Here is a 19,818-nt window from a genome sequence, read left to right on the forward strand (position 1 = left end):
ATGGCCGACCTTGACACCGGGGTGCAAATCACGCGGGAAAGTGAAAATTGCTTATAATGCCGAGCGCTTTTTCCGGCCCGTCAGGCCCTGCGCCCAACTCAAAACTCCAACTGGACACCCCAACGCCTTGATACGCCTGCTGAAGTTCTTCTGGTGGTCTTTCGTCGCAGTCATTAGCGCAGCCGTCCTCGGTCTGAGCGGCGCGTTTCTGTATCTTAGTCCCAGCCTGCCTTCGGTCGAGGCGCTGCGAAGCATCCAGTTGCAGATACCGCTGAGGGTCTACAGCAGTGACGGCAAGCTGATTGCCGAGTTCGGCGAAATGCGGCGGTCTCCAATCCGTTTCGCGGATATTCCCCCACACTTCATTCAGGCTTTGCTGTCAGCCGAGGACGACAATTTCCTCAACCACTATGGTGTCGACCCCAGCAGCCTCATGCGCGCCGCCACGCAACTGCTCAAGTCCGGGCATATCCAGACCGGCGGCAGCACCATCACCATGCAGGTGGCGAAGAACTTCTTCCTGACCAGCGAGCGCAGCTTCTCGCGCAAGACCAACGAGATCCTCCTGGCCCTGCAGATCGAACGCGAACTGACCAAGGACGAGATCCTCGAGCTCTACGTCAACAAGATCTACCTGGGTAACCGCGCCTACGGCATCGAGGCGGCGGCGCAGGTGTACTACGGCAAGTCGATCCGCGACATCAGCCTGGCGCAGATGGCGATGATCGCCGGCCTGCCCAAGGCGCCGTCGCGCTTCAACCCGCTGGCCAACCCGGCCCGCGCCAAGGAGCGTCGCGACTGGATCCTCGGGCGCATGTACAAGCTGGGCAAGATCGACGAGGCCAGCTACCAGGCCGCCCTCGCCGAGCCGCTGAATGCCAGCTATCACGTGCCGACACCGGAAGTGAACGCGCCGTACATCGCCGAGATGGCCCGCGCCGAAATGGTCGGCCGCTACGGCAGCGACGCCTACACCGAAGGCTTCCGCGTTACCACGACGGTACCGAGCAACCTGCAGGAAATCGCCAACGCCGCGGTGCTCGACGGCCTCACCAGCTATGACCAGCGTCATGGTTACCGCGGTCCCGAGTCGCGCCTGCCGGGCAAGACCCGCGCAGCCTGGCAGCAGGAGCTGATCAAGCAGCGCAACATGGGCGGTCTGGAGCCGGTCATCGTGACCCAGGTCGACAAGAGCGGCCTGCGCGTGCTGACCCGTTCCGGCGAGGAAGCGAGCGTGGCCTGGGACACCATGAAATGGGCCCGACCGTTCCTCAACACCAATAGCCAGGGTCGCGCTCCGCAGCAACCGGCCGACGTCGCCCAGGTCGGCGACCTGATCCGCGTGCGCCATACCGCCGATGGCCAGCTGGCCTTCAGCCAGGTGCCGGGTGCGCAAAGCGCGCTGGTGACCCTGGACCCGAACAGCGGCGCCATCCGCGCCCTGGTCGGCGGTTTCTCCTTCGAGCAGAGCAACTACAACCGCGCCATGCAGGCCAAGCGCCAACCGGGCTCGAGCTTCAAGCCATTCGTCTACAGCGCCGCGCTGGATAACGGCTATACCGCTGCCAGCCTGGTCAACGATGCGCCGATCGTGTTCGTCGACGAGTACCTGGACAAGGTCTGGCGGCCGAAGAACGATACCAACACCTTCCTCGGCCCGATCCGCATGCGCGAGGCGCTGTACAAGTCGCGCAACCTGGTGTCGATCCGCCTGCTGCAGAGCATGGGCGTGGACAGCACCATCGATTACATCGCCAAGTTCGGCTTCAACAAGCAGGATCTGCCGCGCAACCTGTCCCTGGCCCTCGGCACTGCGACCCTGACGCCGATGGAAATCGCCACCGGCTGGAGCGCCTTCGCCAACGGCGGCTACAAGATCAGCCCGTACCTGATCGAGCGTATCGAGAGCCGCAACGGCGAAACCCTGTTCACCGCCAACCCGGCGCGGGTGCCTACGGGCCATGAGGCCGAGGCCGGCATCGCCGCGCCACAGGCCCAGCCGCTCGTCACCGATACCCAGCCGGTCGCTTCCGGCCTGCCACAGGCGCCGCTGAGCGCCGAGCGAATCATCGACGCCCGCACCAGCTACATCCTCACCAGCATGCTCGAGGACGTGATCAAGCGCGGCACCGGGCGCCGCGCCATGGCCCTGGGTCGCAGTGACCTGGCGGGCAAGACCGGTACCACCAACGAGTCCAAGGACGCCTGGTTCTCCGGCTACAACGCCGATTACGTGACCACCGTGTGGACCGGCTTCGACCAGCCGGAAACCCTCGGCCGCCGCGAGTACGGCGGCACCGTGGCGCTGCCGATCTGGATGAATTTCATGGGCCCGGCGCTCAAGGACCGGCCAGAGCATCGATTGCCCGAGCCGGAAGGCATCCTCAGCCTGCGCATCGACCCGGTGAGCGGCCGCGCAGCGACGCCGAGCACGCCGAATGCCTATTTCGAACTGTTCAAGGCCGAAGACACGCCACCGTCGGTGAATGAACTGGGCAACGGCGGCGCGCCGGGCAGCCCGCTGCCGGCGGACGAGGCGGCGCCGATGGATCTGTTCTGATTCAGGGAACCGGGGCCGCTTTGCGGCCCTTCGCAGGCAAGCCAGCTCCTACAGAATGTACGCCTCACCCGTAGGAGCGTGGCTTGCCCGCAAAGCGGTCCCAAAACAAAAAGCCCCGGCTCTCGCGAGCCGGGGCTTTTTGTTTACTGCGTCAGCGGATCAACCGTTGAACACTTCATCCACGCTGTTCAGCGGGTAGTGCTTCGGATACGGCAGGGTCGCTACGCCGGACTCGATGGCCGCCTTGGCCACGGCGTCGGAAACGACGTTGAGCAGGCGTGGGTCCAGTGGCTTCGGAATGATGTAGCCACGGCCGAATTCCAGGGCGTCGACCTTGTAGGCGTCGCAGACTTCCTTCGGCACTGGCAGCTTGGCCAGGTCTTTCAGGGCGTTGGCGGCAGCGATCTTCATTTCTTCGTTGATGCGCTTGGCGCGAACGTCCAGGGCACCACGGAAGATGAACGGGAAGCCCAGTACGTTGTTGACCTGGTTCGGGTAGTCGGAACGACCGGTCGCCATGATCACGTCGTCGCGGGTCGCGTGCGCCAGTTCCGGGGAGATTTCCGGATCCGGGTTGGAGCAGGCGAACACGATCGGGTTGGCGGCCATGGATTTCAGGCCTTCAGGGCTCAGCAGGTTCGGACCGGACAGGCCGACGAACACGTCAGCGCCATCCAGGGCATCGGCCAGGGTGCGCTTGTCGGTCGCGTGGGCGAACACGGCCTTGTACTGGTTCAGGTCGTCACGGCCAGCGTGGATCACGCCGGTACGGTCGATCATGAAGATGTTCTCGACCTTGGCGCCCATGCTCACCAGCAGTTTCATGCAGGAGATGGCCGCGGCGCCGGCGCCCAGACAGACGATCTTGGCGTCGCCCAGGGTTTTGCCAGCGATTTCCAGGGCGTTGATCATGCCGGCGGCGGTAACGATCGCGGTGCCGTGCTGGTCATCGTGGAACACCGGGATGTCGCACTGTTCGATCAGGGCGCGCTCGATCTCGAAGCACTCTGGCGCCTTGATGTCTTCCAGGTTGATGCCACCGAAGGTGATGGAGATGCGCTTGACGGTGTCGATGAAGGCCTGCGGGCTTTCCGAGTCGACTTCGATGTCGAACACGTCGATACCGGCGAAACGCTTGAACAGAACACCCTTGCCTTCCATGACCGGCTTGGACGCCAGTGGGCCGAGGTTACCCAGGCCGAGAATGGCGGTACCGTCGGAGATCACCGCGACCAGGTTGCCCTTGCCGGTGTACTGGTATGCCAGCTCAGGATCGCGACCGATTTCACGCACCGGCTCGGCGACGCCCGGGCTGTAGGCCAGCGCCAGGTCACGTGCGGTTGCGGTCGGTTTGGTGAGCTCGACGCTCAATTTCCCCGGACGAGGCTGAGCATGATATTCGAGAGCGGCGGTTTTCAGGTCTGACATGGTGGGCATTCCGCTTGTTTACTGTTCTGACGGACCGCCGAGGATACGCAAAGAGCAATGGGCCGACAAGACTGACCGGTCACGGGTGTCAAGGCCTTTAAGCTACGACTTTCAGCCAAGACCCACGTAATTCAAGGCTTTCAGTGTGTACAATCAGCGCGAAAAAATGTTCACAATTTTTCAGCTTTAGAGCTTCTCCAGCATGCTCGCATCGCTCAACGGCAGCAACCAGCGTTTCCGGCCTGCTGACGAGCCGTGGTTGCGGGAACGATCCAGCACCCAGCCGCGCACTTCGACACGGCGCCCCTTGAGCGTGGAGATAAACGAAGCTGGCCAGGTGCCTTGCAGTTTTGCCGGCACCTGCACTACCAGCGTATCGTCGATTTCGATGCGGATGCCTGCGCGATTGCGCTGTACAGCCCTGACCTGCCCGCTGAGCACGGCAAATCCGGAACGCCGCAGTTCGCTCGTGGCGAGGACCGCCGGCTTGCCCCAGAGCCCGCGCCCGGCCTTGCGCGCAGCCTGCTCGGCCTGGCGCTGGCAGGCGACCAGACGCACGTTCGGCGCTACCGCCACGCGATAGCCGAGACCTTCACCGAGCAACCGGGCGGCAAGATTGTCGCCAGAGCGGTTGTACAGATGCGCCAGGGTGCGCCCATATTTGTCGCGGGATTCCACACCGCGGATCAGCCGGACCTGGCCGCCGCTCTCCCGCACCAACGCCGCCAGGCGCCGACGAGCGGTGTCGGCCAAAGGCTCGCCGCGCCGGCCATTGCGGCCGATTTCCGGTGCATTGATGCCGATCAGTCGCACGCTGCGACCGTCTTTCAGGCGCAGGGTGTCGCCATCGATCACATGCCGCACGCTGACCATCTGCCCGCCGACCGGCGCCGGACAGAACGCCAGGGCCGCCGCCTGCCAGATTGCGCCCACAAAAAAGGCGCCCACAAGGAGCGCCTTCTTCAGCAACGTGGGTAAGCCCACGCGCAGTCTTACTTCTTGGTGCTGAACGCGCCGAAACGGTCTGCGAACTTCTGTACGCGGCCGCCGGTGTCCAGGACTTTCTGCTTACCGGTGTAGAACGGGTGGCACTCAGAGCAAACGTCGATCGGCAGTGGCTTGGCCAGAGTCGAACGGGTTTCGAATTTGTTGCCGCAGCTGCAGGTGACTGCAACTACTTCGTAAGTCGGATGAACGTCTGGTTTCATGGTGATTTCCTCGACTGCGTGCCGCCACCCAACACCATTGTTGAATACCGCACGTAATTAGGCGGCGAATAATACCAGAGGCGGCCATCAACGCAAGTTGTCGCTCGCACCGACTGTCGTCTGCTAGGCTCGCGGGCATCTGGAATCCTCCCTACAGAGAAAACCCCGCGTGTCCGACGTCATTCTTCGCCTTGCCCTGCCCTCGCCACTGCGGCGACTGTTCGACTACAGGGCGACGGCGAGCATGGCCCGCCAGGCTCTGACCCCAGGCATGCGCGTGCGCGTGCCGTTCGGGCGCCGGGAGATGATCGGTATCCTCGTGGAAGTGGCGCAGACTAGCGAAGTCCCGGCGGACAAGCTGAAACCCGCCATCGCCCTGCTCGACCCCGTCTCGCCATTGCCGCCGGCGCTGTTCAGGCTGTGCCTGTGGACTGCCCAGTATTACCAGCACAGCCTCGGCGACACCCTCAGTTGGGCGCTGCCGGTGCTGCTGCGCCAGGGCGAACCGGCCGAGGCGCGCCAGGAACGCTTCTGGCAGGTGGCGCCGAATGCCCGCTTCGACGATCCGCGCATTGCCCGCGCGCCGCGTCAGCGCGAGGCCCTGACGACACTGGCGCAGCACCCCCACGGCGTTGCCCATGGTTTGCTGGGCAAGCTCGGCCTGAGCAAGGACAGCCTCGACCTGCTGCTGGCCAAGGAGCTGGTCCAGGTGGAAGTACGCCGCCACGCGCCGCAGGCCCGCCACGAGCACTGGCTGGCCCAGCCGGAGCTGCCGCTGAACGACGAACAACGCGCCGCCTTCCATGCCGTGCGCGCCAGCTTCGACGCATTTCATGCCTTCCTCCTGGCCGGCGTGACCGGCAGCGGCAAGACCGAGGTCTACCTGCAACTGATCCGCGAAACCCTGGAAGCCGGCAAGCAGGCGCTGATCCTCATCCCCGAGATCAACCTCGGACCGCAGACCCTGGCGCGCTTCGAGCAGCGCTTCAACGCCCGCATCGCCCTGCTGCATTCCGCGGTCAACGACCGCGAGCGCCTGGACGCCTGGCTCGCCGCGCGCGACGGCGAGGCCGACATCATCATCGGCACCCGTTCGGCGCTGTTCACCCCGATGAAGCATCCGGGACTGATCATCATCGACGAGGAGCACGACGGCTCCTACAAGCAGCAGGAAGGCCTGCGCTACCACGCCCGCGACCTGGCCCTGGTGCGCGCGCGCCAGGAGAACATCCCGATCGTGCTGGGCTCGGCGACGCCCTCCCTGGAAAGCCTGCACAACGCCCACACCGGCCGCTACGGCCTGTTGCGCCTCAATCACCGCGCCGGCGCGGCCCAGGCGCCGCGTTTCCTGCGCCTGGACGTGAAGAGCCGGCCACTGGACAGCGGTATCAGCGGGCCGATGCAACAGGCCATCGGCCAGACCCTGGCGGCCGGCCAGCAGGTGCTGGTGTTCCTCAACCGCCGTGGTTTCGCCCCGACCCTGCTCTGCCACGATTGCGGCTGGCTGTCCGAATGCCCGCGCTGCGATGCGCGGATGACCGTGCACCAGCGCTCCGGCGAGCTGCGCTGTCACCACTGCGGCCATGAAGAGCGCATCCCGCGCCAGTGCCCGCAGTGCAGTCATGTCGACCTGCGCCCGGTGGGCGCCGGCACCGAGCGGGCCGAGGAGCGCCTGAGCATCCTGTTCCCCGACTACCCGGTATTGCGCGTCGATCGCGACAGCACCTCGCGCAAGGACGCGATGAACCAGCTGTTCAACACCATCCAGCGCGGCCAGCCGTGCATCCTGGTCGGCACGCAGATGCTCGCCAAGGGGCACCACTTTCCGCGGGTCACCCTGGTGGCGATCCTCGATGCCGATGGCGGGCTGTTTTCCGGCGATTTCCGCGCCAGCGAGCGCATGGCGCAGTTGATCGTGCAGGTCGCCGGCCGTGCCGGACGCGCCGAGGAGCCGGGCAAGGTGATCATCCAGACCCACCTGGCCGATCACCCGCTGCTGGTGCAACTGACCGAGGAAGGCTATTTCGCCTTTGCCGAGCAGGCCCTGAGCGAGCGCCGCGCCGCCGGCCTGCCGCCGTTCGCCCACCTCGCCCTGCTGCGCGCCGAGGCGCACAAGCCGGGGCAGGCGGAGGCTTTTCTCGATGAAGCCTGCTCGGCCGCCGAACGACTGCTGGCCGAACAGGGCCTGCAGGGCATCGAACTGCTCGGCCCGGTACCCGCGCCGATGGAGCGCCGGGCCGGACGCTTCCGCGCGCAACTGCTGCTGCAGGCCAACGCGCGAGCGCCCCTGCACCGCCTTGTCAGTGCCTGGCTGCTAGTGTTGGAGGGGCTGCCGAGCGGTCGCCAGGTGCGCTGGTCCGTCGACGTGGATCCCGTGGACCTGTACTGAGCGCGGCGGCAAAGGTTGGCAACCCATGCCCGGCAACGGATAATGCCCAGTTTTTCCACCTGCGCCTCGAAGCGCCACCGCGCTTGCGGTCGAAAGAGAATCCCATGAAAGACACCATTCGCCAGCTTATCCAGCAAGCCCTGACCCGACTCACCTCCGACGGTGTGCTGCCTGAAGGGCTGACGCCGGCGATCCAGGTGGAGAACGCCCGGGACAAGACCCACGGCGATTTCGCCAGCAACATCGCCATGATGCTGGCCAAGCCCGCCGGCATGAAGCCGCGCGACCTGGCCGAGAAGCTGATCGCCGCACTGCCGGCCGATCCGCAGGTGAGCAAGGTCGAGATCGCCGGCCCTGGCTTCCTCAATTTCTTCCAGAACACCCAGGCCCTGGCTTCGCGCCTGGATGCCGCCCTGGCCGACGCCAAGCTGGGCGTGCACAAGGCCGGCGCACTGCAGAAAGTGGTCGTCGACCTGTCCGCGCCGAACCTGGCCAAGGAAATGCACGTCGGCCACCTGCGTTCCACCATCATCGGCGACGCCGTGGCGCGGGTCCTGGAGTTTCTCGGCGACGAGGTGATCCGGCAGAACCACGTGGGCGACTGGGGCACCCAGTTCGGCATGCTCCTGGCCTACCTGGAGGAGAACCCGATCACCAGCGACGAGCTGTCGGACCTGGAGAACTTCTACCGCGCGGCGAAGAAACGCTTCGACGAGTCCCCCGAGTTCGCCGACCGCGCCCGCGGCCTGGTGGTCAAGCTGCAGGCCGGCGATGCCGAGTGCATGACACTGTGGACGCGCTTCAAGGACATCTCGCTGTCGCACTGCCAGAAGACCTACGAACTGCTCAACGTCAAGCTGACCATGGCCGACGTGATGGGCGAAAGCGCCTACAACGACGACCTGGCCAATGTGGTCAGCGACCTCAAGGCCAAGGGCCTGCTGGTCGAGAGCAACGGTGCCCAGTGCGTGTTCCTCGAAGAATTCAAGACTGCCGACGGCGAGCCGCTGCCGGTGATCGTGCAGAAGGCCGACGGCGGCTATCTCTACGCCACCACCGACCTGGCGGCCGTGCGCTACCGCAGCAACGTGCTGCACGCCGACCGCACCCTGTACTTCGTCGACCAGCGCCAGGCCCTGCACTTCCAGCAGGTGTTCGAGGTGGCCCGTCGCGCCGGCTTCATCAGCCATCCGATGCAGACCGAGCACATGGGCTTCGGCACCATGAACGGCGCCGACGGCCGTCCGTTCAAGACCCGCGACGGCGGCACCGTGAAGCTGATCGACCTGCTCACCGAAGCCAAGGAACGCGCCTACACCCTGGTGAAGGAAAAGAACCCTGAGCTGCCGGAAGACGACCTGCGTGCCATCGCCAAGGTGGTCGGCATCGGCGCGGTGAAATACGCCGACCTGTCCAAGCACCGGACCAGCGACTACAGCTTCAACTTCGACCTGATGCTGAACTTCGAAGGCAACACCGCGCCATACCTGCTCTACGCCTACACCCGCGTCGCCGGCGTGTTCCGCAAGCTGGGCAAGGACTTCAGCGAAATCGACGGTCAGATCGCTCTGCAGGCCGCGCAGGAACAGGACCTGGCTGCGCGCCTGGCGCAATTCGCCGAGATCCTCAACAACGTCGCCGAAAAAGGCACCCCGCACGTGCTGTGCAGCTACCTGTACGACGTGGCCGGCCTGTTCTCCAGCTTCTACGAGAACTGCCCGATCCTCGCCGCAGAAACGCCGGAACAGCAGCAGAGCCGCCTGCGCCTCGCGGCCCTGACCGGCCGCACCCTGAAACAGGGCCTGGAACTGCTGGGCCTGGAAACCCTGGAGCGCATGTAAGTTGGCTGCCAAGAAAAAACCAGCGCCCAAGCGCGGCGCCAGCCGCAACCAGCCCCCGGCGAAACAGCCGATTCCGGGCTGGATGTGGCTGGCCGCCGGCCTGACCATCGGCGCCTTCATCGTCTTCCTGATGAAGCTGGAGCCGGGCCGGGATGAGGTGAAGCGGGAGAAACCGGAGCAGCAGAAGGCCGAGAAGATCGCCGAAGCGAACAAGACCCCGCCCAGCCCGCAGCAGCCAGTGAAGCCGAAGTACGACTTCTACACCCTGCTGCCGGAGTCGGAAGTGATCGTGCCACCGGAAGCGGTGCCGGAGAAAACCCCGCCGGTCCCGGCGCAACCTCCGGTCACCCCGGCGGAAGCGGCGAAGATCGACACCGCTCGCGCCCAGGCCGCGCTCAACGGCGAAACGCCGCCCCCGGCACCACCGGTGATCAAGCCGGCAGCCACCACGCAGTTCTATCTGCAGGCCGGCTCGTTCCGCAAACAGGCGGATGCGGACAAGGTGCGCGCGCAGATCATCCTGCTGGGCCAGTCAGTGCAGGTGGAATCCGGCACGGTCAAGGAAGAGACCTGGTACCGCGTGCTGGTCGGTCCGTTCAGCAACCGCGAACAGCTGACCGTGGCGCAAAAGCAACTGGCCGGCAGTGGTTTCAACAACCTGCTGCTGCAACAGCGCCAGACCCGCCAGCAGTAAGTCCCCGCCCATGCGAAAAGGCCCTGATCCGGATCAGGGCCTTTTTTTCAGTAGCGTTCCTGCGCGTTCTTCATCGAAACCTGGGTGTTCAGCGTCCAGAAGTCGTACAACACGCCGATCAGGAACAGCCCGCCGGTGCACAGGTAGATCAGGCCGGTGATCCACTTGCCCTGGTACATGCGGTGCACACCGAAGACGCCAAGGAACGTCAGCAGCAGCCAGGCGACGCTGTAGTTGATGGGACCGGCGTGGAAACGCAGGTCGGCTTCGCGGTCCATGGCCGGGATCAGCAGCAGGTCGATCAGCCAGCCAATGCCCAGCAGACCGAGGGTGAAGAACCAGATGGTTCCGGTCACCGGCTTGCCGTAATAAAAGCGGTGCGCTCCGAGGAAACCGAAAATCCAGAGCAGGTAACCGATGACCTTGCTGTGGGTGTCTGGACGTGGGCCCTGTTGATAACCGTTCATTCATAGCCTCGACGGGTTAGAGAAAAATTTTCTAAGCAAAAATGTGACTTTTAGGGAACTTGCCGACAGATGACACTTTTGAGACGACCAGCGGATCAAAAATTGACCAAAAAGCTGTTATAAAGTTGCGCGCCAACACTATAAGAGCCTTGCCTAATGCATTCTTTTTTCAAGACATGGCTGACTATTTGCCTATTATTGCCCCTGGCCGCCCACGCCACCAATCGTGAGCAACGTCTTCCCAACGGCTACGTCGGATACACCGCCAGTTCCACCGCGGTCCGCTCGAACAAGAGCGCTTCCGCCAAGGCCCGAACCGGCCGCCACAGCAACAGCGCCGCGCTCAAGCAGGTCGCGCAGATGCCCGCCAGCCAGAGCAGCGACGTGCTCAGCCGCGCCGTCAACCAGCTGGGCACGCCCTATCGCTGGGGCGGCAGCACGCCGGGCAAGGGCTTCGATTGCAGCGGGCTGGTGAAGTACGCCTTCAACGACATCGATGAAGTCGACCTGCCGCGCACCTCCAATGCCATGGCCAATGGCGATCATGGGGTGAAGGTGGCCCGCAGCGATCTCAAGCCGGGTGACCTGCTGTTCTTCAACATCAAGAGCCGCCGGGTCAACCACGTCGCCATCTACCTGGGCAACGACCGCTTCATCCACGCGCCGCGCCGCGGCAAGTCGGTGACCATCGACACGCTGAACAAGCCGTACTGGCAGAAGCATTACGTCGTGGCCAAGCGGGTGCTGCCGAAGGAGCAGCCACAGCTGCGGGTGGCCAAGCGCTGAGTGCTTCCGGGGCCGCCTTGCGGCCCTTCGCGAGATTCCCAAACCCCGCCAAGCGGGTAGAATGCCGCAGACCCAAAAGCTGCTGGCATTCTTTCCATGTCCACCATCGCAGACAACCTTTCCACCCTCGCCGGGCGCATCCACAGCGCTGCCGCGGCGAGCGGACGCGACCCGGCGAGCATCCACCTGCTGGCCGTGAGCAAGACCAAGCCCGCCACCGCCGTGCGCGAAGCCTTCGCCGCCGGGGTACGCGACGTCGGTGAGAACTATCTTCAGGAAGCCCTGGGCAAACAGGCGCAATTGTCCGACCTGCCCTTGACCTGGCACTTCATCGGCCCCATTCAGTCGAACAAGACTCGCGCCATCGCCGAGCATTTCGACTGGGTACATTCGGTGGATCGACTGAAAATCGCACAACGCCTCTCGGAACAGCGTCCGGACCACCTGCCGCCGCTGAACCTGTGCCTGCAGGTCAATGTCAGCGGCGAGGACAGCAAGTCCGGCTGCACCCCGGAACAACTGCCGGCCCTGGCCCAGGCCATCAGCGCGCTGCCGAAGCTGCGCCTGCGTGGCCTGATGGCGATCCCCGAACCTACCGACGACCGCGCCGCGCAGGATGCTGCCTTCGCCCGCGTGCGCGAACTGCAGGACAGCCTCGGGCTGGGCCTCGACACCCTGTCCATGGGCATGAGCCACGACCTGGAGAGCGCCATCGCCCAGGGCGCGACCTGGGTCCGCATCGGCACCGCGCTGTTCGGTGCCCGCGACTACGGCCAGGCCTGATCCATGCTTACCCCTCCTTCTTCTCTCAAGGACCTGACATGAGCAAGACTCGTATTGCCTTTATCGGCGCCGGCAACATGGCCGCCAGCCTGATCGGCGGCCTGCGCGCCCAGGGCCTGGAAGCCGCGCAGATCCGCGCCAGCGACCCGGGCGCCGAGCAACGCGCAAAGATCCATGCCGAACACGGCATTGCCCTGTTCGAAAGCAACGCCGAAGCCGTCGAAGGCGCCGACGTGGTCGTGCTGTCGGTCAAGCCGCAGGCGATGAAAGCCGTCTGCGAAGCCCTCAAGCCGAACCTGAAGCCAGGTCAGCTGGTGGTCTCCATCGCCGCTGGCATCACCTGCGCCAGCATGAACAAGTGGCTCGGCGCCCAGCCGATCGTGCGCTGCATGCCCAACACCCCGGCGCTGCTGCGCCAGGGCGTCAGCGGCCTGTACGCCACCGGCGAAGTCAGCGCCGAACAGCGCCAGCAGGCCGAGCAACTGCTGTCGGCGGTGGGCATCGCCCTGTGGCTGGACAGCGAAGCGCAACTGGACGCGGTCACCGCTGTTTCCGGCAGCGGCCCGGCGTACTTCTTCCTGCTGATCGAAGCGATGACCGCCGCCGGCGAGAAGCTCGGCCTGTCCCGCGAAATCGCCTCGAAGCTGACCCTGCAAACCGCCCTCGGCGCCGCGCACATGGCGACTTCCAGTGATGTCGACGCCGCCGAACTGCGCCGCCGCGTGACCTCGCCGAACGGCACCACCGAAGCGGCGATCAAGTCGTTCCAGGCCGACGGTTTCGAAGCCCTGGTGGAGAAAGCACTGGGCGCCGCGGCACATCGCTCGGCCGAGATGGCCGAACAACTGGGCAATTAAGGAGCATTCAATGATCGGACCGAGTACCGCCCTCGTTTTCATCCTGCAGACCATCGGCAGCCTCTATCTGCTGGTGATCATGCTGCGTTTCATCCTGCAACTGGTGCGCGCGGATTTCTACAACCCGCTGAGCCAGTTCGCCGTGCGCGCCACCCAGCCGCTGCTCAAGCCGATGCGCCGGGTCATTCCGAGCCTGTTCGGCCTGGACATGTCCTCGCTGCTGCTGGCGGTGATCGTGCAGATGCTGCTGATGAGCGTGATTCTGCTGCTGCTCTACGGTACCGCGGGCAACCCGGTGCAGCTGCTGATCTGGTCGCTGATCGGCGTCACCGCGCTGTTCCTCAACATTTTCTTCTATGCGCTGATCGTCAGCGTGATCCTGTCCTGGGTCGCGCCGGGCAGCCACAACCCAGGCGCGGAACTGATCAACCAGATCTGCGACCCGTTCCTCGCACCGTTCCGCCGCATCCTGCCGAACCTCGGCGGCCTGGATATTTCGCCGATCCTGGCGTTCATGGCGCTGAAGCTGATCGACATGCTGGTGATCAACAACCTGGCGGCCATGACCGGGATGCCGGAAGTGCTGCGTCGCCTGATCTGATCCGTGGGGCCCTGGGGACCGCTGCACGGTCGTTCGCAGGCAAGCCAGCGCCTACAGAGCGTGGTTTGCCTGCGAAGGAGCGCAAAGCGCTCCCTGGCCTTCCGATTGCTTGCCGCTTGCCCCCGCGGGTCTTTAGACTTACGCCTCTTTCATGCGTGAGCAGGGTCGATGTCCACTGTCCTTCCCGAAGATTCCGTCGGTCTGGTAACACCGCAAATCGCCCGGTTCGATGAGCCGCTGGCCCTGGCCTGCGGCCGCTCGCTGGCGTCCTACGAACTGATCTACGAAACCTACGGCACGCTCAACAGCGCGGCCAGCAACGCCGTGCTGATCTGCCACGCGCTGTCCGGCCATCACCACGCCGCCGGTTACCACAGCCCCAGCGACCGCAAGCCGGGCTGGTGGGACAGCTGCATCGGCCCCGGCAAGCCGATCGACACCAATCGCTTCTTCGTGGTCAGCCTGAACAACCTCGGCGGCTGCAACGGCAGCACCGGCCCGAGCAGCATCAACCCGGCCACCGGCAAGCCCTACGGCGCCGACTTCCCGGTGCTGACCGTGGAGGACTGGGTGCACAGCCAGGCCCGCCTGGCCGATCGCCTCGGCATCCAGCAATGGGCCGCGATCGTCGGTGGCAGCCTCGGCGGCATGCAGGCGCTGCAGTGGACCATCACCTACCCGGATCGCGTGCGCCACTGCGTGGACATCGCCTCGGCACCCAAGCTCTCGGCGCAGAACATCGCCTTCAACGAGGTCGCCCGCCAGGCCATCCTCACCGACCCGGAATTCCACGGCGGCTCGTTCCAGGACCAGGGCGTGATCCCCAAGCGCGGCCTGATGCTGGCGCGCATGGTCGGGCACATCACCTACCTCTCCGATGACTCCATGGGCGAGAAATTCGGCCGCGAGCTGAAGAGCGACAAGCTCAACTACGACTTCCACAGCGTCGAGTTCCAGGTGGAAAGCTACCTGCGCTACCAGGGCGAGGAGTTCTCCGGACGCTTCGACGCCAACACCTACCTGCTGATGACCAAGGCGCTGGACTACTTCGACCCGGCCGCCCGTCATGGTGGCGACCTGGCGGCGAGCCTGGCGCATGTCACCGCGGACTACTGCGTGATGTCCTTCACCACCGACTGGCGCTTCTCCCCGGCCCGCTCGCGGGAAATCGTCGATGCGCTGATCGCCGCGCGCAAGAACGTCTGCTACCTGGACATCGAATCGCCCTACGGCCACGACGCCTTCCTGATCCCGACGCCACGCTATATCCAGGGTTTCGCCAACTACATGAACCGCATCACCTGCTGAGGACTCCATGAGAGCCGATTTGGAAATCATCCAGGACTGGATCCCCGCCGGCAGCCGCGTCCTCGACCTGGGTTGCGGCAATGGCGAACTGCTGGCCTCGCTGCGCGACACCAAGCAGGTCACCGGCTATGGCCTGGAAATCGACGCCGACAACATCGCCCAGTGCGTGGCCAAGGGCGTCAACGTCATCGAGCAGGACCTCGACAAGGGCCTGGGCAACTTCGCCAGCAACAGCTTCGACGTGGTGGTCATGACCCAGGCCCTGCAGGCCGTGGAATACCCGGACCGCATCCTCGACGAAATGCTTCGCGTCGGCCGCCAGTGCATCATCACCTTCCCCAACTTCGGCCACTGGCGCTGCCGCTGGTACCTGGCGACCAAGGGTCGCATGCCGGTTTCCGACTTCATGCCGTATACCTGGTACAACACGCCGAACATCCACTTCTGCACCTTCGAGGACTTCGAGGCGCTGTGCAGCGAGCGGCGTGCCCAGGTCCTCAACCGCCTGGCGGTGGACAATCGTCACCGCAACGGATGGGCCGGGCGCCTTTGGCCTAATCTTCTAGGTGAAATCGGTATCTATCGTGTCAGCAGCCCCGGCCTGCAGGAGCACAAGGTCGCGGTATAACCGTCGTCCATCAGAGGAATGCGATCATGCGTCGTCTAGTCATGTTTCTGTTCAGCCTGTGCCTGGCCCTACCGGTACTGGCCGCCGATGCCGCGAAACCGGAGCGCAAGGAAGTCTTCGGCGACGTGACCGTGCATTACAGCGTGTTCAATTCCACCTTCGTGCAGCCGGACACGGCCCAGGCCGCACAGCTGGTGCGCAGCAAGAACCAGGGCGTGATCAACGTCACCGTGCTCAAGGCCGGCAAGCCAAGCGTCGCCTCGGTCAGCGGCAGCTACACCGACCTGACCAGCCGCAAGACCCCGCTGAGCTTCAAGCAGGTCCCCGACCAGGGCGCGATCTATTACCTGGCGCAGTTCCCCGTCGAGCAGCAGGAAACCCTGACCTTCTCGATCACCGTCGGCTCCGGCGACAGCAGCCACTCCTTCAGCTTCAACCAGGAAGTCTTCCCAGGCGAATGATGAATATCCAGCAACTCGTATTGGCCAGCCACAACGCCGGCAAACTCAAGGAACTGCAGGCCATGCTCGGTGACACCGTGCAACTGCGTTCCATCGGTGAATTCAGCAGCGTCGAGCCGGAAGAAACCGGCCTGTCGTTCGTCGAGAACGCCATCCTCAAGGCCCGCAACGCCGCGCGCATCTCCGGCCTGCCGGCGCTGGCCGACGACTCCGGCCTGGCCGTGGACTTCCTCGGCGGCGCGCCGGGCATCTATTCGGCGCGCTACGCCGACGGCAAGGGCGACGCGGCGAACAACGCCAAGCTGCTCGACGCTCTCAAGGATGTTCCGCAGGCCGAGCGCGGCGCGCAGTTCGTCTGCGTCCTCGCCCTGGTGCGGCACGCCGATGACCCGCTGCCGATCCTCTGCGAAGGCCTGTGGCACGGGCGCATCCTCACCGCTGCCAGCGGCGAGCACGGTTTCGGCTACGACCCGCTGTTCTGGGTACCGGAGCGCAACTGCTCGAGCGCCGAGCTGGCCCCGGCCGACAAGAACCAACTGAGTCACCGCGCCCGCGCCATGAGCCTGCTGCGTCAACGTCTGGGCCTGGCATGACCGAAAAACACCCGGCCCAGCCGCTGCATGCCGGCGAGGCTGGCTTCACCACCCAGTCACCACGGGCGGCCCTGCCACAGCTGCCGCCTTTGGCGCTGTACATCCATATCCCGTGGTGCGTGCGCAAATGCCCGTACTGCGACTTCAACTCCCACACCGCCAGCGCCGAGCTGCCTGAAGACGCCTATGTCGACGCGCTGCTGGCCGACCTCGACCAGGAGTTGCCGGCGGTCTACGGCCGGCCCATCAGCACCATCTTCTTCGGTGGCGGTACCCCCAGCCTGTTCAGCGCCAAGGCCCTGGGCCGGCTGCTGACCGGGGTCGAGCAGCGCATCCCGTTCGCCAGCGACATCGAGATCACCCTGGAAGCCAACCCAGGCACTTTCGAGCAGGAGAAATTCAAGGCCTACCGGCAGTTGGGGATCAATCGCCTGTCCATCGGCATCCAGAGCTTCCAGCAGCGCAAGCTGGAGGCACTGGGGCGCATCCACAACGGTGACGAAGCGGTGCGCGCCGCCGGGATGGCGCGCAATGCCGGGTTCGACAACTTCAACCTCGACCTGATGCACGGCCTGCCGGACCAGTCCCTGGAGGACGCGCTGGGCGATCTGCAACAGGCCATTGATCTCGGCCCGACGCACCTGTCCTGGTACCAGCTGACCCTGGAGCCGAACACGGTGTTCTGGAACCAGCCGCCCGAACTGCCGGAAGACGACATCCTCTGGGATATCCAGGAGGCCGGCCAGGCGCTGATGGCGCGGCACGGCTATCGCCAGTACGAGATCTCCGCCTACGCCCAGCCCGGCCGGGCGGCGCGGCACAATCTGAACTACTGGAGCTTCGGCGATTTCATCGGTATCGGCGCCGGTGCCCACGGCAAGCTCAGTCATCCGGACGGACGTATCCTGCGCACCTGGAAGACCCGTCTACCGAAGGACTACCTGAACCCGACCAAGGCCTTCAAGGCCGGGGAAAAGCTGCTGCCGCTGGACGAGCTGCCGTTCGAGTTCCTGATGAATGCCCTGCGCCTGACCGAGGGCGTGGATGCCGAGCTGTTCACCCTGCGTACCGGACTGCCCCTGGAAAACCTGCGCGAGGCGCGACGGGAGGCCGAACAAAAGGGCCTTTTGCAAGTCGAACCGACGCGGCTGGTCGCCACGCCAAAGGGCCAGCTGTTTCTCAACGATCTGCTGCAGTACTTCTTGACCTAAGGAAAGCCCATGGACCTGATACTCGACCTGCTCTCGACCGTTTCCCGCTGGAGCCGCAGCAACCTGTCGGAGATTTCCCTGGCGTTGGTTGGCTGTCTGCTGGTGTTGTTCGGCACCGATATCAAAGGCTGGGTCGAAGGCCGCCTGGGCAACCTGGCCGGTGCCCTGCGTGTGCCGTTCATGGCCTTGCTGGTGCTGATCGGCAGCGGCGCTGCGCTGATCTATGCCACCCCGTGGGTGGTGAAGGGACTGAGCCAGTTCAACAACTATGCGCTGGCTCCGGTGCTGCTGGTGGTGCTGGTGTTGATCGGTGTGGTGGCCGATCGGCGGGGGTAATTGGGCCTGCTTTGCAGGCCTTCGCGGGCAGCCACGCTCCTACAAGAGCAATGCGGTCCACGGCGGGCATGTCGTAGGAGCGTGGCTTGTCGTGTGACGAACCACCGCGAAGGACCGCAAAGCGGTCCCGGAATCAGTCAACCCTTTCGAACTTCAGATCCCACACCCCATGCCCGAGCCGCTCACCACGGCGCTCGAACTTGGTGATCGGCCGCTCTTCCGGACGCGGCACATAAGCCCCATCCGCCGCCTGGTTGCGATAGCCCGGTGCCACGGCCATCACTTCCAGCATGTACTCGGCATATGGCTCCCAGTCGGTCGCCATGTGGAACACACCACCGACCTTCAGCTTGCGCCGTACCAGCTCGGCGAACTCCGGCTGGACGATACGGCGCTTGTGGTGCCGGCTCTTGTGCCACGGATCGGGGAAGAACAGCATCAGGCGGTCGAGACTGCCGTCGGCGACGCAGCGATTCAGCACCTCGATGGCATCGCAGTCATACACCCGAAGGTTCTTCAGGCCCTGGGTCAGCACGCCATTGAGCAGCGCGCCGACACCCGGACGGTGCACTTCGACACCGATGAAGTCCTGCTCCGGCGCGGCAGCGGCCATCTCCAGCAGGGAGTGGCCCATGCCGAAGCCGATTTCCAGGGTGCGGGGTGCCGAGCGGCCGAACACCTGGTCGTAGTCCACCGGGCTGTCGGCCAGCTTGAGGATGTACAGCGGGCCACCCTGCTCCAGGCCACGCTGCTGGCCTTCGGTCATGCGCCCGGCGCGCATCACGAAACTCTTGATGCGGCGGTGCTGGCGCTCTTCGCCTTCGGCGGTGACAGGCGTTTCTTGCGATTCAGTCATCTGGGACTCTTACTTGATCAGACCATCCAGCGGCGACGAGGCGCTGGCATAGAGTTTCTTCGGCATGCGACCGGCCAGGTAGGCCATGCGCCCGGCGATGATGGCGTGCTTCATGGCTTCGGCCATCATGATCGGCTGCTGCGCGTGGGCGATGGCCGAGTTCATCAGCACCGCTTCGCAACCCAGCTCCATGGCGATGGTGGCATCGGAAGCGGTACCGACACCGGCGTCCACCAGTACCGGAACCTTGGCTTCCTCGAGGATGATCTGCAGGTTGTACGGGTTGCAGATCCCCAGGCCAGTACCGATCAGGCCGGCCAGCGGCATGACCGCGATGCAGCCGGCTTCGGCCAGCTGACGGGCAATGATCGGGTCGTCGCTGGTGTAGACCATCACGTCGAAACCGTCCTTGACCAGCACTTCGGCGGCCTTGAGGGTTTCGATCACGTTGGGGAACAGGGTCTTCTGGTCGGCCAGGACTTCCAGCTTGACCAGGTTGTGACCATCCAGCAGTTCGCGGGCCAGGCGGCAGGTACGCACGGCCTCGACTGCGTCGTAGCAGCCGGCGGTGTTCGGCAGGATGGTGTAGCGGTCTGGCGGCAGCACGTCGAGCAGGTTCGGCTCGCCCGGATTCTGGCCGATGTTGGTCCGGCGCACGGCCACAGTGACGATCTCGGCACCCGAAGCCTCGATGGCCAGGCGGGTTTCTTCCATGTCACGGTACTTGCCGGTACCGACCAGCAGGCGCGACTGGAAGGTACGACCGGCCAGGGTGAAGGGCTTGTCGCTACGAACGTTGCTCATCAGAGAT

At 64.7% G+C, this 19,818-nt stretch carries 20 protein-coding genes; 14 read left to right on the plus strand and 6 right to left on the minus strand.

The features are described from left to right. Positions 1 to 130 precede the first annotated feature (130 nt). Positions 131 to 2,560: a penicillin-binding protein 1A gene (locus RTI28_RS02950; RefSeq protein WP_401249370.1), complete on the plus strand. Its 2,430-nt coding sequence runs from the start codon at positions 131 to 133 to the stop codon at positions 2,558 to 2,560. Positions 2,561 to 2,719: 159 nt separating this feature from the next. Here the strand turns inward: RTI28_RS02950 and RTI28_RS02955 are convergent, their stop codons facing one another. From RTI28_RS02955 to rpmE, 3 genes are all read right to left on the minus strand, one after another. Beyond that, complete coding sequence (locus RTI28_RS02955) at positions 2,720 to 3,988, minus strand: malic enzyme-like NAD(P)-binding protein (RefSeq protein WP_316919042.1); 1,269 nt, start codon at positions 3,986 to 3,988, stop codon at positions 2,720 to 2,722. Between the two features lie 186 nt (positions 3,989 to 4,174). Then, positions 4,175 to 4,936, minus strand: a complete 762-nt coding sequence (locus RTI28_RS02960) for a thermonuclease family protein (RefSeq protein ID WP_316919043.1) — start codon at positions 4,934 to 4,936, stop codon at positions 4,175 to 4,177. Between the two features lie 44 nt (positions 4,937 to 4,980). Then, the gene (gene rpmE / locus RTI28_RS02965) at positions 4,981 to 5,196 is read right to left on the minus strand and encodes a 50S ribosomal protein L31 (protein WP_316919044.1); all 216 of its coding nucleotides are present in this window, start codon (positions 5,194 to 5,196) and stop codon (positions 4,981 to 4,983) included. Between the two features lie 169 nt (positions 5,197 to 5,365). On the opposite strand from rpmE, the gene RTI28_RS02970 reads away from it, so the two are divergent. The 3 genes from RTI28_RS02970 to RTI28_RS02980 all read left to right on the plus strand — a co-directional run bounded on the left by RTI28_RS02970 (position 5,366) and on the right by RTI28_RS02980 (position 10,120). Beyond that, positions 5,366 to 7,585: a primosomal protein N' gene (locus RTI28_RS02970; protein ID WP_316919045.1), complete on the plus strand. Its 2,220-nt coding sequence runs from the start codon at positions 5,366 to 5,368 to the stop codon at positions 7,583 to 7,585. A 104-nt stretch (positions 7,586 to 7,689) separates the two neighbouring features. Continuing rightward, positions 7,690 to 9,426: an arginine--tRNA ligase gene (argS, locus tag RTI28_RS02975; protein ID WP_316919046.1), complete on the plus strand. Its 1,737-nt coding sequence runs from the start codon at positions 7,690 to 7,692 to the stop codon at positions 9,424 to 9,426. Between the two features lies 1 nt (position 9,427). Continuing rightward, positions 9,428 to 10,120, plus strand: coding sequence for an SPOR domain-containing protein (locus RTI28_RS02980; protein WP_316919047.1), 693 nt, complete (start codon positions 9,428 to 9,430; stop codon positions 10,118 to 10,120). 47 nt (positions 10,121 to 10,167) lie between these two features. On the opposite strand, the gene RTI28_RS02985 is transcribed toward RTI28_RS02980, so the two are convergent. Further along, complete coding sequence (locus tag RTI28_RS02985) at positions 10,168 to 10,587, minus strand: NINE protein (protein WP_042121203.1); 420 nt, start codon at positions 10,585 to 10,587, stop codon at positions 10,168 to 10,170. A gap of 156 nt (positions 10,588 to 10,743) precedes the next feature. On the opposite strand from RTI28_RS02985, the gene RTI28_RS02990 reads away from it, so the two are divergent. From RTI28_RS02990 to RTI28_RS03035, 10 genes are all read left to right on the plus strand, one after another. Continuing rightward, on the plus strand, positions 10,744 to 11,373 hold the full coding sequence (locus tag RTI28_RS02990; protein WP_316919048.1) for a C40 family peptidase: 630 nt from the start codon (positions 10,744 to 10,746) through the stop codon (positions 11,371 to 11,373). Between the two features lie 96 nt (positions 11,374 to 11,469). Then, the gene (locus RTI28_RS02995) at positions 11,470 to 12,156 is read left to right on the plus strand and encodes a YggS family pyridoxal phosphate-dependent enzyme (RefSeq protein WP_316919049.1); all 687 of its coding nucleotides are present in this window, start codon (positions 11,470 to 11,472) and stop codon (positions 12,154 to 12,156) included. 38 nt (positions 12,157 to 12,194) lie between these two features. Next, the gene (gene proC, locus RTI28_RS03000) at positions 12,195 to 13,013 is read left to right on the plus strand and encodes a pyrroline-5-carboxylate reductase (protein ID WP_316919050.1); all 819 of its coding nucleotides are present in this window, start codon (positions 12,195 to 12,197) and stop codon (positions 13,011 to 13,013) included. Positions 13,014 to 13,023: 10 nt separating this feature from the next. Further along, on the plus strand, positions 13,024 to 13,614 hold the full coding sequence (locus tag RTI28_RS03005) for a YggT family protein (RefSeq protein ID WP_042121198.1): 591 nt from the start codon (positions 13,024 to 13,026) through the stop codon (positions 13,612 to 13,614). A 168-nt stretch (positions 13,615 to 13,782) separates the two neighbouring features. Continuing rightward, a complete protein-coding gene (locus RTI28_RS03010) occupies positions 13,783 to 14,922 on the plus strand; it encodes a homoserine O-succinyltransferase MetX (protein WP_316919051.1) in 1,140 nt (379 codons plus the stop codon). Positions 14,923 to 14,929: 7 nt separating this feature from the next. Further along, entirely contained in the window at positions 14,930 to 15,550 is a 621-nt protein-coding gene (gene metW / locus RTI28_RS03015) for a methionine biosynthesis protein MetW (protein ID WP_042121196.1), read from the plus strand. 26 nt (positions 15,551 to 15,576) lie between these two features. Beyond that, positions 15,577 to 16,011, plus strand: a complete 435-nt coding sequence (locus tag RTI28_RS03020) for a DUF4426 domain-containing protein (RefSeq protein WP_316919052.1) — start codon at positions 15,577 to 15,579, stop codon at positions 16,009 to 16,011. Continuing rightward, the gene (gene rdgB, locus RTI28_RS03025) at positions 16,008 to 16,604 is read left to right on the plus strand and encodes an RdgB/HAM1 family non-canonical purine NTP pyrophosphatase (protein WP_316919053.1); all 597 of its coding nucleotides are present in this window, start codon (positions 16,008 to 16,010) and stop codon (positions 16,602 to 16,604) included. Before RTI28_RS03020 ends, rdgB begins: the two co-directional genes overlap by 4 nt. Next, the gene (gene hemW / locus RTI28_RS03030) at positions 16,601 to 17,815 is read left to right on the plus strand and encodes a radical SAM family heme chaperone HemW (RefSeq protein WP_316919054.1); all 1,215 of its coding nucleotides are present in this window, start codon (positions 16,601 to 16,603) and stop codon (positions 17,813 to 17,815) included. Before rdgB ends, hemW begins: the two co-directional genes overlap by 4 nt. 9 nt (positions 17,816 to 17,824) lie before the next feature. Beyond that, a complete protein-coding gene (locus tag RTI28_RS03035) occupies positions 17,825 to 18,151 on the plus strand; it encodes a DUF3392 family protein (protein WP_316919055.1) in 327 nt (108 codons plus the stop codon). A gap of 133 nt (positions 18,152 to 18,284) precedes the next feature. Here RTI28_RS03035 and trmB read toward each other — a convergent pair whose 3' ends face one another. Both trmB and RTI28_RS03045 read right to left on the minus strand, forming a co-directional pair. Further along, positions 18,285 to 19,007 (minus strand): tRNA (guanosine(46)-N7)-methyltransferase TrmB, encoded by a 723-nt coding sequence (gene trmB, locus RTI28_RS03040; RefSeq protein ID WP_316919056.1) that lies wholly within the window; start codon positions 19,005 to 19,007, stop codon positions 18,285 to 18,287. Positions 19,008 to 19,016: 9 nt separating this feature from the next. Continuing rightward, entirely contained in the window at positions 19,017 to 19,811 is a 795-nt protein-coding gene (locus tag RTI28_RS03045) for a thiazole synthase (protein ID WP_075805203.1), read from the minus strand. Positions 19,812 to 19,818 lie beyond the last annotated feature (7 nt).

This window comes from Pseudomonas sp. zfem002 (genome assembly GCF_032621685.1).
Taxonomy (GTDB): domain Bacteria; phylum Pseudomonadota; class Gammaproteobacteria; order Pseudomonadales; family Pseudomonadaceae; genus Aquipseudomonas; species Aquipseudomonas japonica.

What these genes read in the sequence shown, in the direction of transcription:
- RTI28_RS02955 (WP_316919042.1), bottom strand. Translation starts at nt 3,988, where the DNA reads ATGTCAGACCTGAAAACCGCCGCTCTCGAATATCATGCTCAGCCTCGT.
- rpmE (WP_316919044.1), bottom strand. Translation starts at nt 5,196, where the DNA reads ATGAAACCAGACGTTCATCCGACTTACGAAGTAGTTGCAGTCACCTGC.
- argS (WP_316919046.1), top strand. Translation starts at nt 7,690, where the DNA reads ATGAAAGACACCATTCGCCAGCTTATCCAGCAAGCCCTGACCCGACTC.
- RTI28_RS02985 (WP_042121203.1), bottom strand. Translation starts at nt 10,587, where the DNA reads ATGAACGGTTATCAACAGGGCCCACGTCCAGACACCCACAGCAAGGTC.
- RTI28_RS02990 (WP_316919048.1), top strand. Translation starts at nt 10,744, where the DNA reads ATGCATTCTTTTTTCAAGACATGGCTGACTATTTGCCTATTATTGCCC.
- RTI28_RS02995 (WP_316919049.1), top strand. Translation starts at nt 11,470, where the DNA reads ATGTCCACCATCGCAGACAACCTTTCCACCCTCGCCGGGCGCATCCAC.
- proC (WP_316919050.1), top strand. Translation starts at nt 12,195, where the DNA reads ATGAGCAAGACTCGTATTGCCTTTATCGGCGCCGGCAACATGGCCGCC.
- RTI28_RS03005 (WP_042121198.1), top strand. Translation starts at nt 13,024, where the DNA reads ATGATCGGACCGAGTACCGCCCTCGTTTTCATCCTGCAGACCATCGGC.
- RTI28_RS03010 (WP_316919051.1), top strand. Translation starts at nt 13,783, where the DNA reads ATGTCCACTGTCCTTCCCGAAGATTCCGTCGGTCTGGTAACACCGCAA.
- metW (WP_042121196.1), top strand. Translation starts at nt 14,930, where the DNA reads ATGAGAGCCGATTTGGAAATCATCCAGGACTGGATCCCCGCCGGCAGC.
- RTI28_RS03020 (WP_316919052.1), top strand. Translation starts at nt 15,577, where the DNA reads ATGCGTCGTCTAGTCATGTTTCTGTTCAGCCTGTGCCTGGCCCTACCG.
- rdgB (WP_316919053.1), top strand. Translation starts at nt 16,008, where the DNA reads ATGATGAATATCCAGCAACTCGTATTGGCCAGCCACAACGCCGGCAAA.
- hemW (WP_316919054.1), top strand. Translation starts at nt 16,601, where the DNA reads ATGACCGAAAAACACCCGGCCCAGCCGCTGCATGCCGGCGAGGCTGGC.
- RTI28_RS03035 (WP_316919055.1), top strand. Translation starts at nt 17,825, where the DNA reads ATGGACCTGATACTCGACCTGCTCTCGACCGTTTCCCGCTGGAGCCGC.
- trmB (WP_316919056.1), bottom strand. Translation starts at nt 19,007, where the DNA reads ATGACTGAATCGCAAGAAACGCCTGTCACCGCCGAAGGCGAAGAGCGC.
- RTI28_RS03045 (WP_075805203.1), bottom strand. Translation starts at nt 19,811, where the DNA reads ATGAGCAACGTTCGTAGCGACAAGCCCTTCACCCTGGCCGGTCGTACC.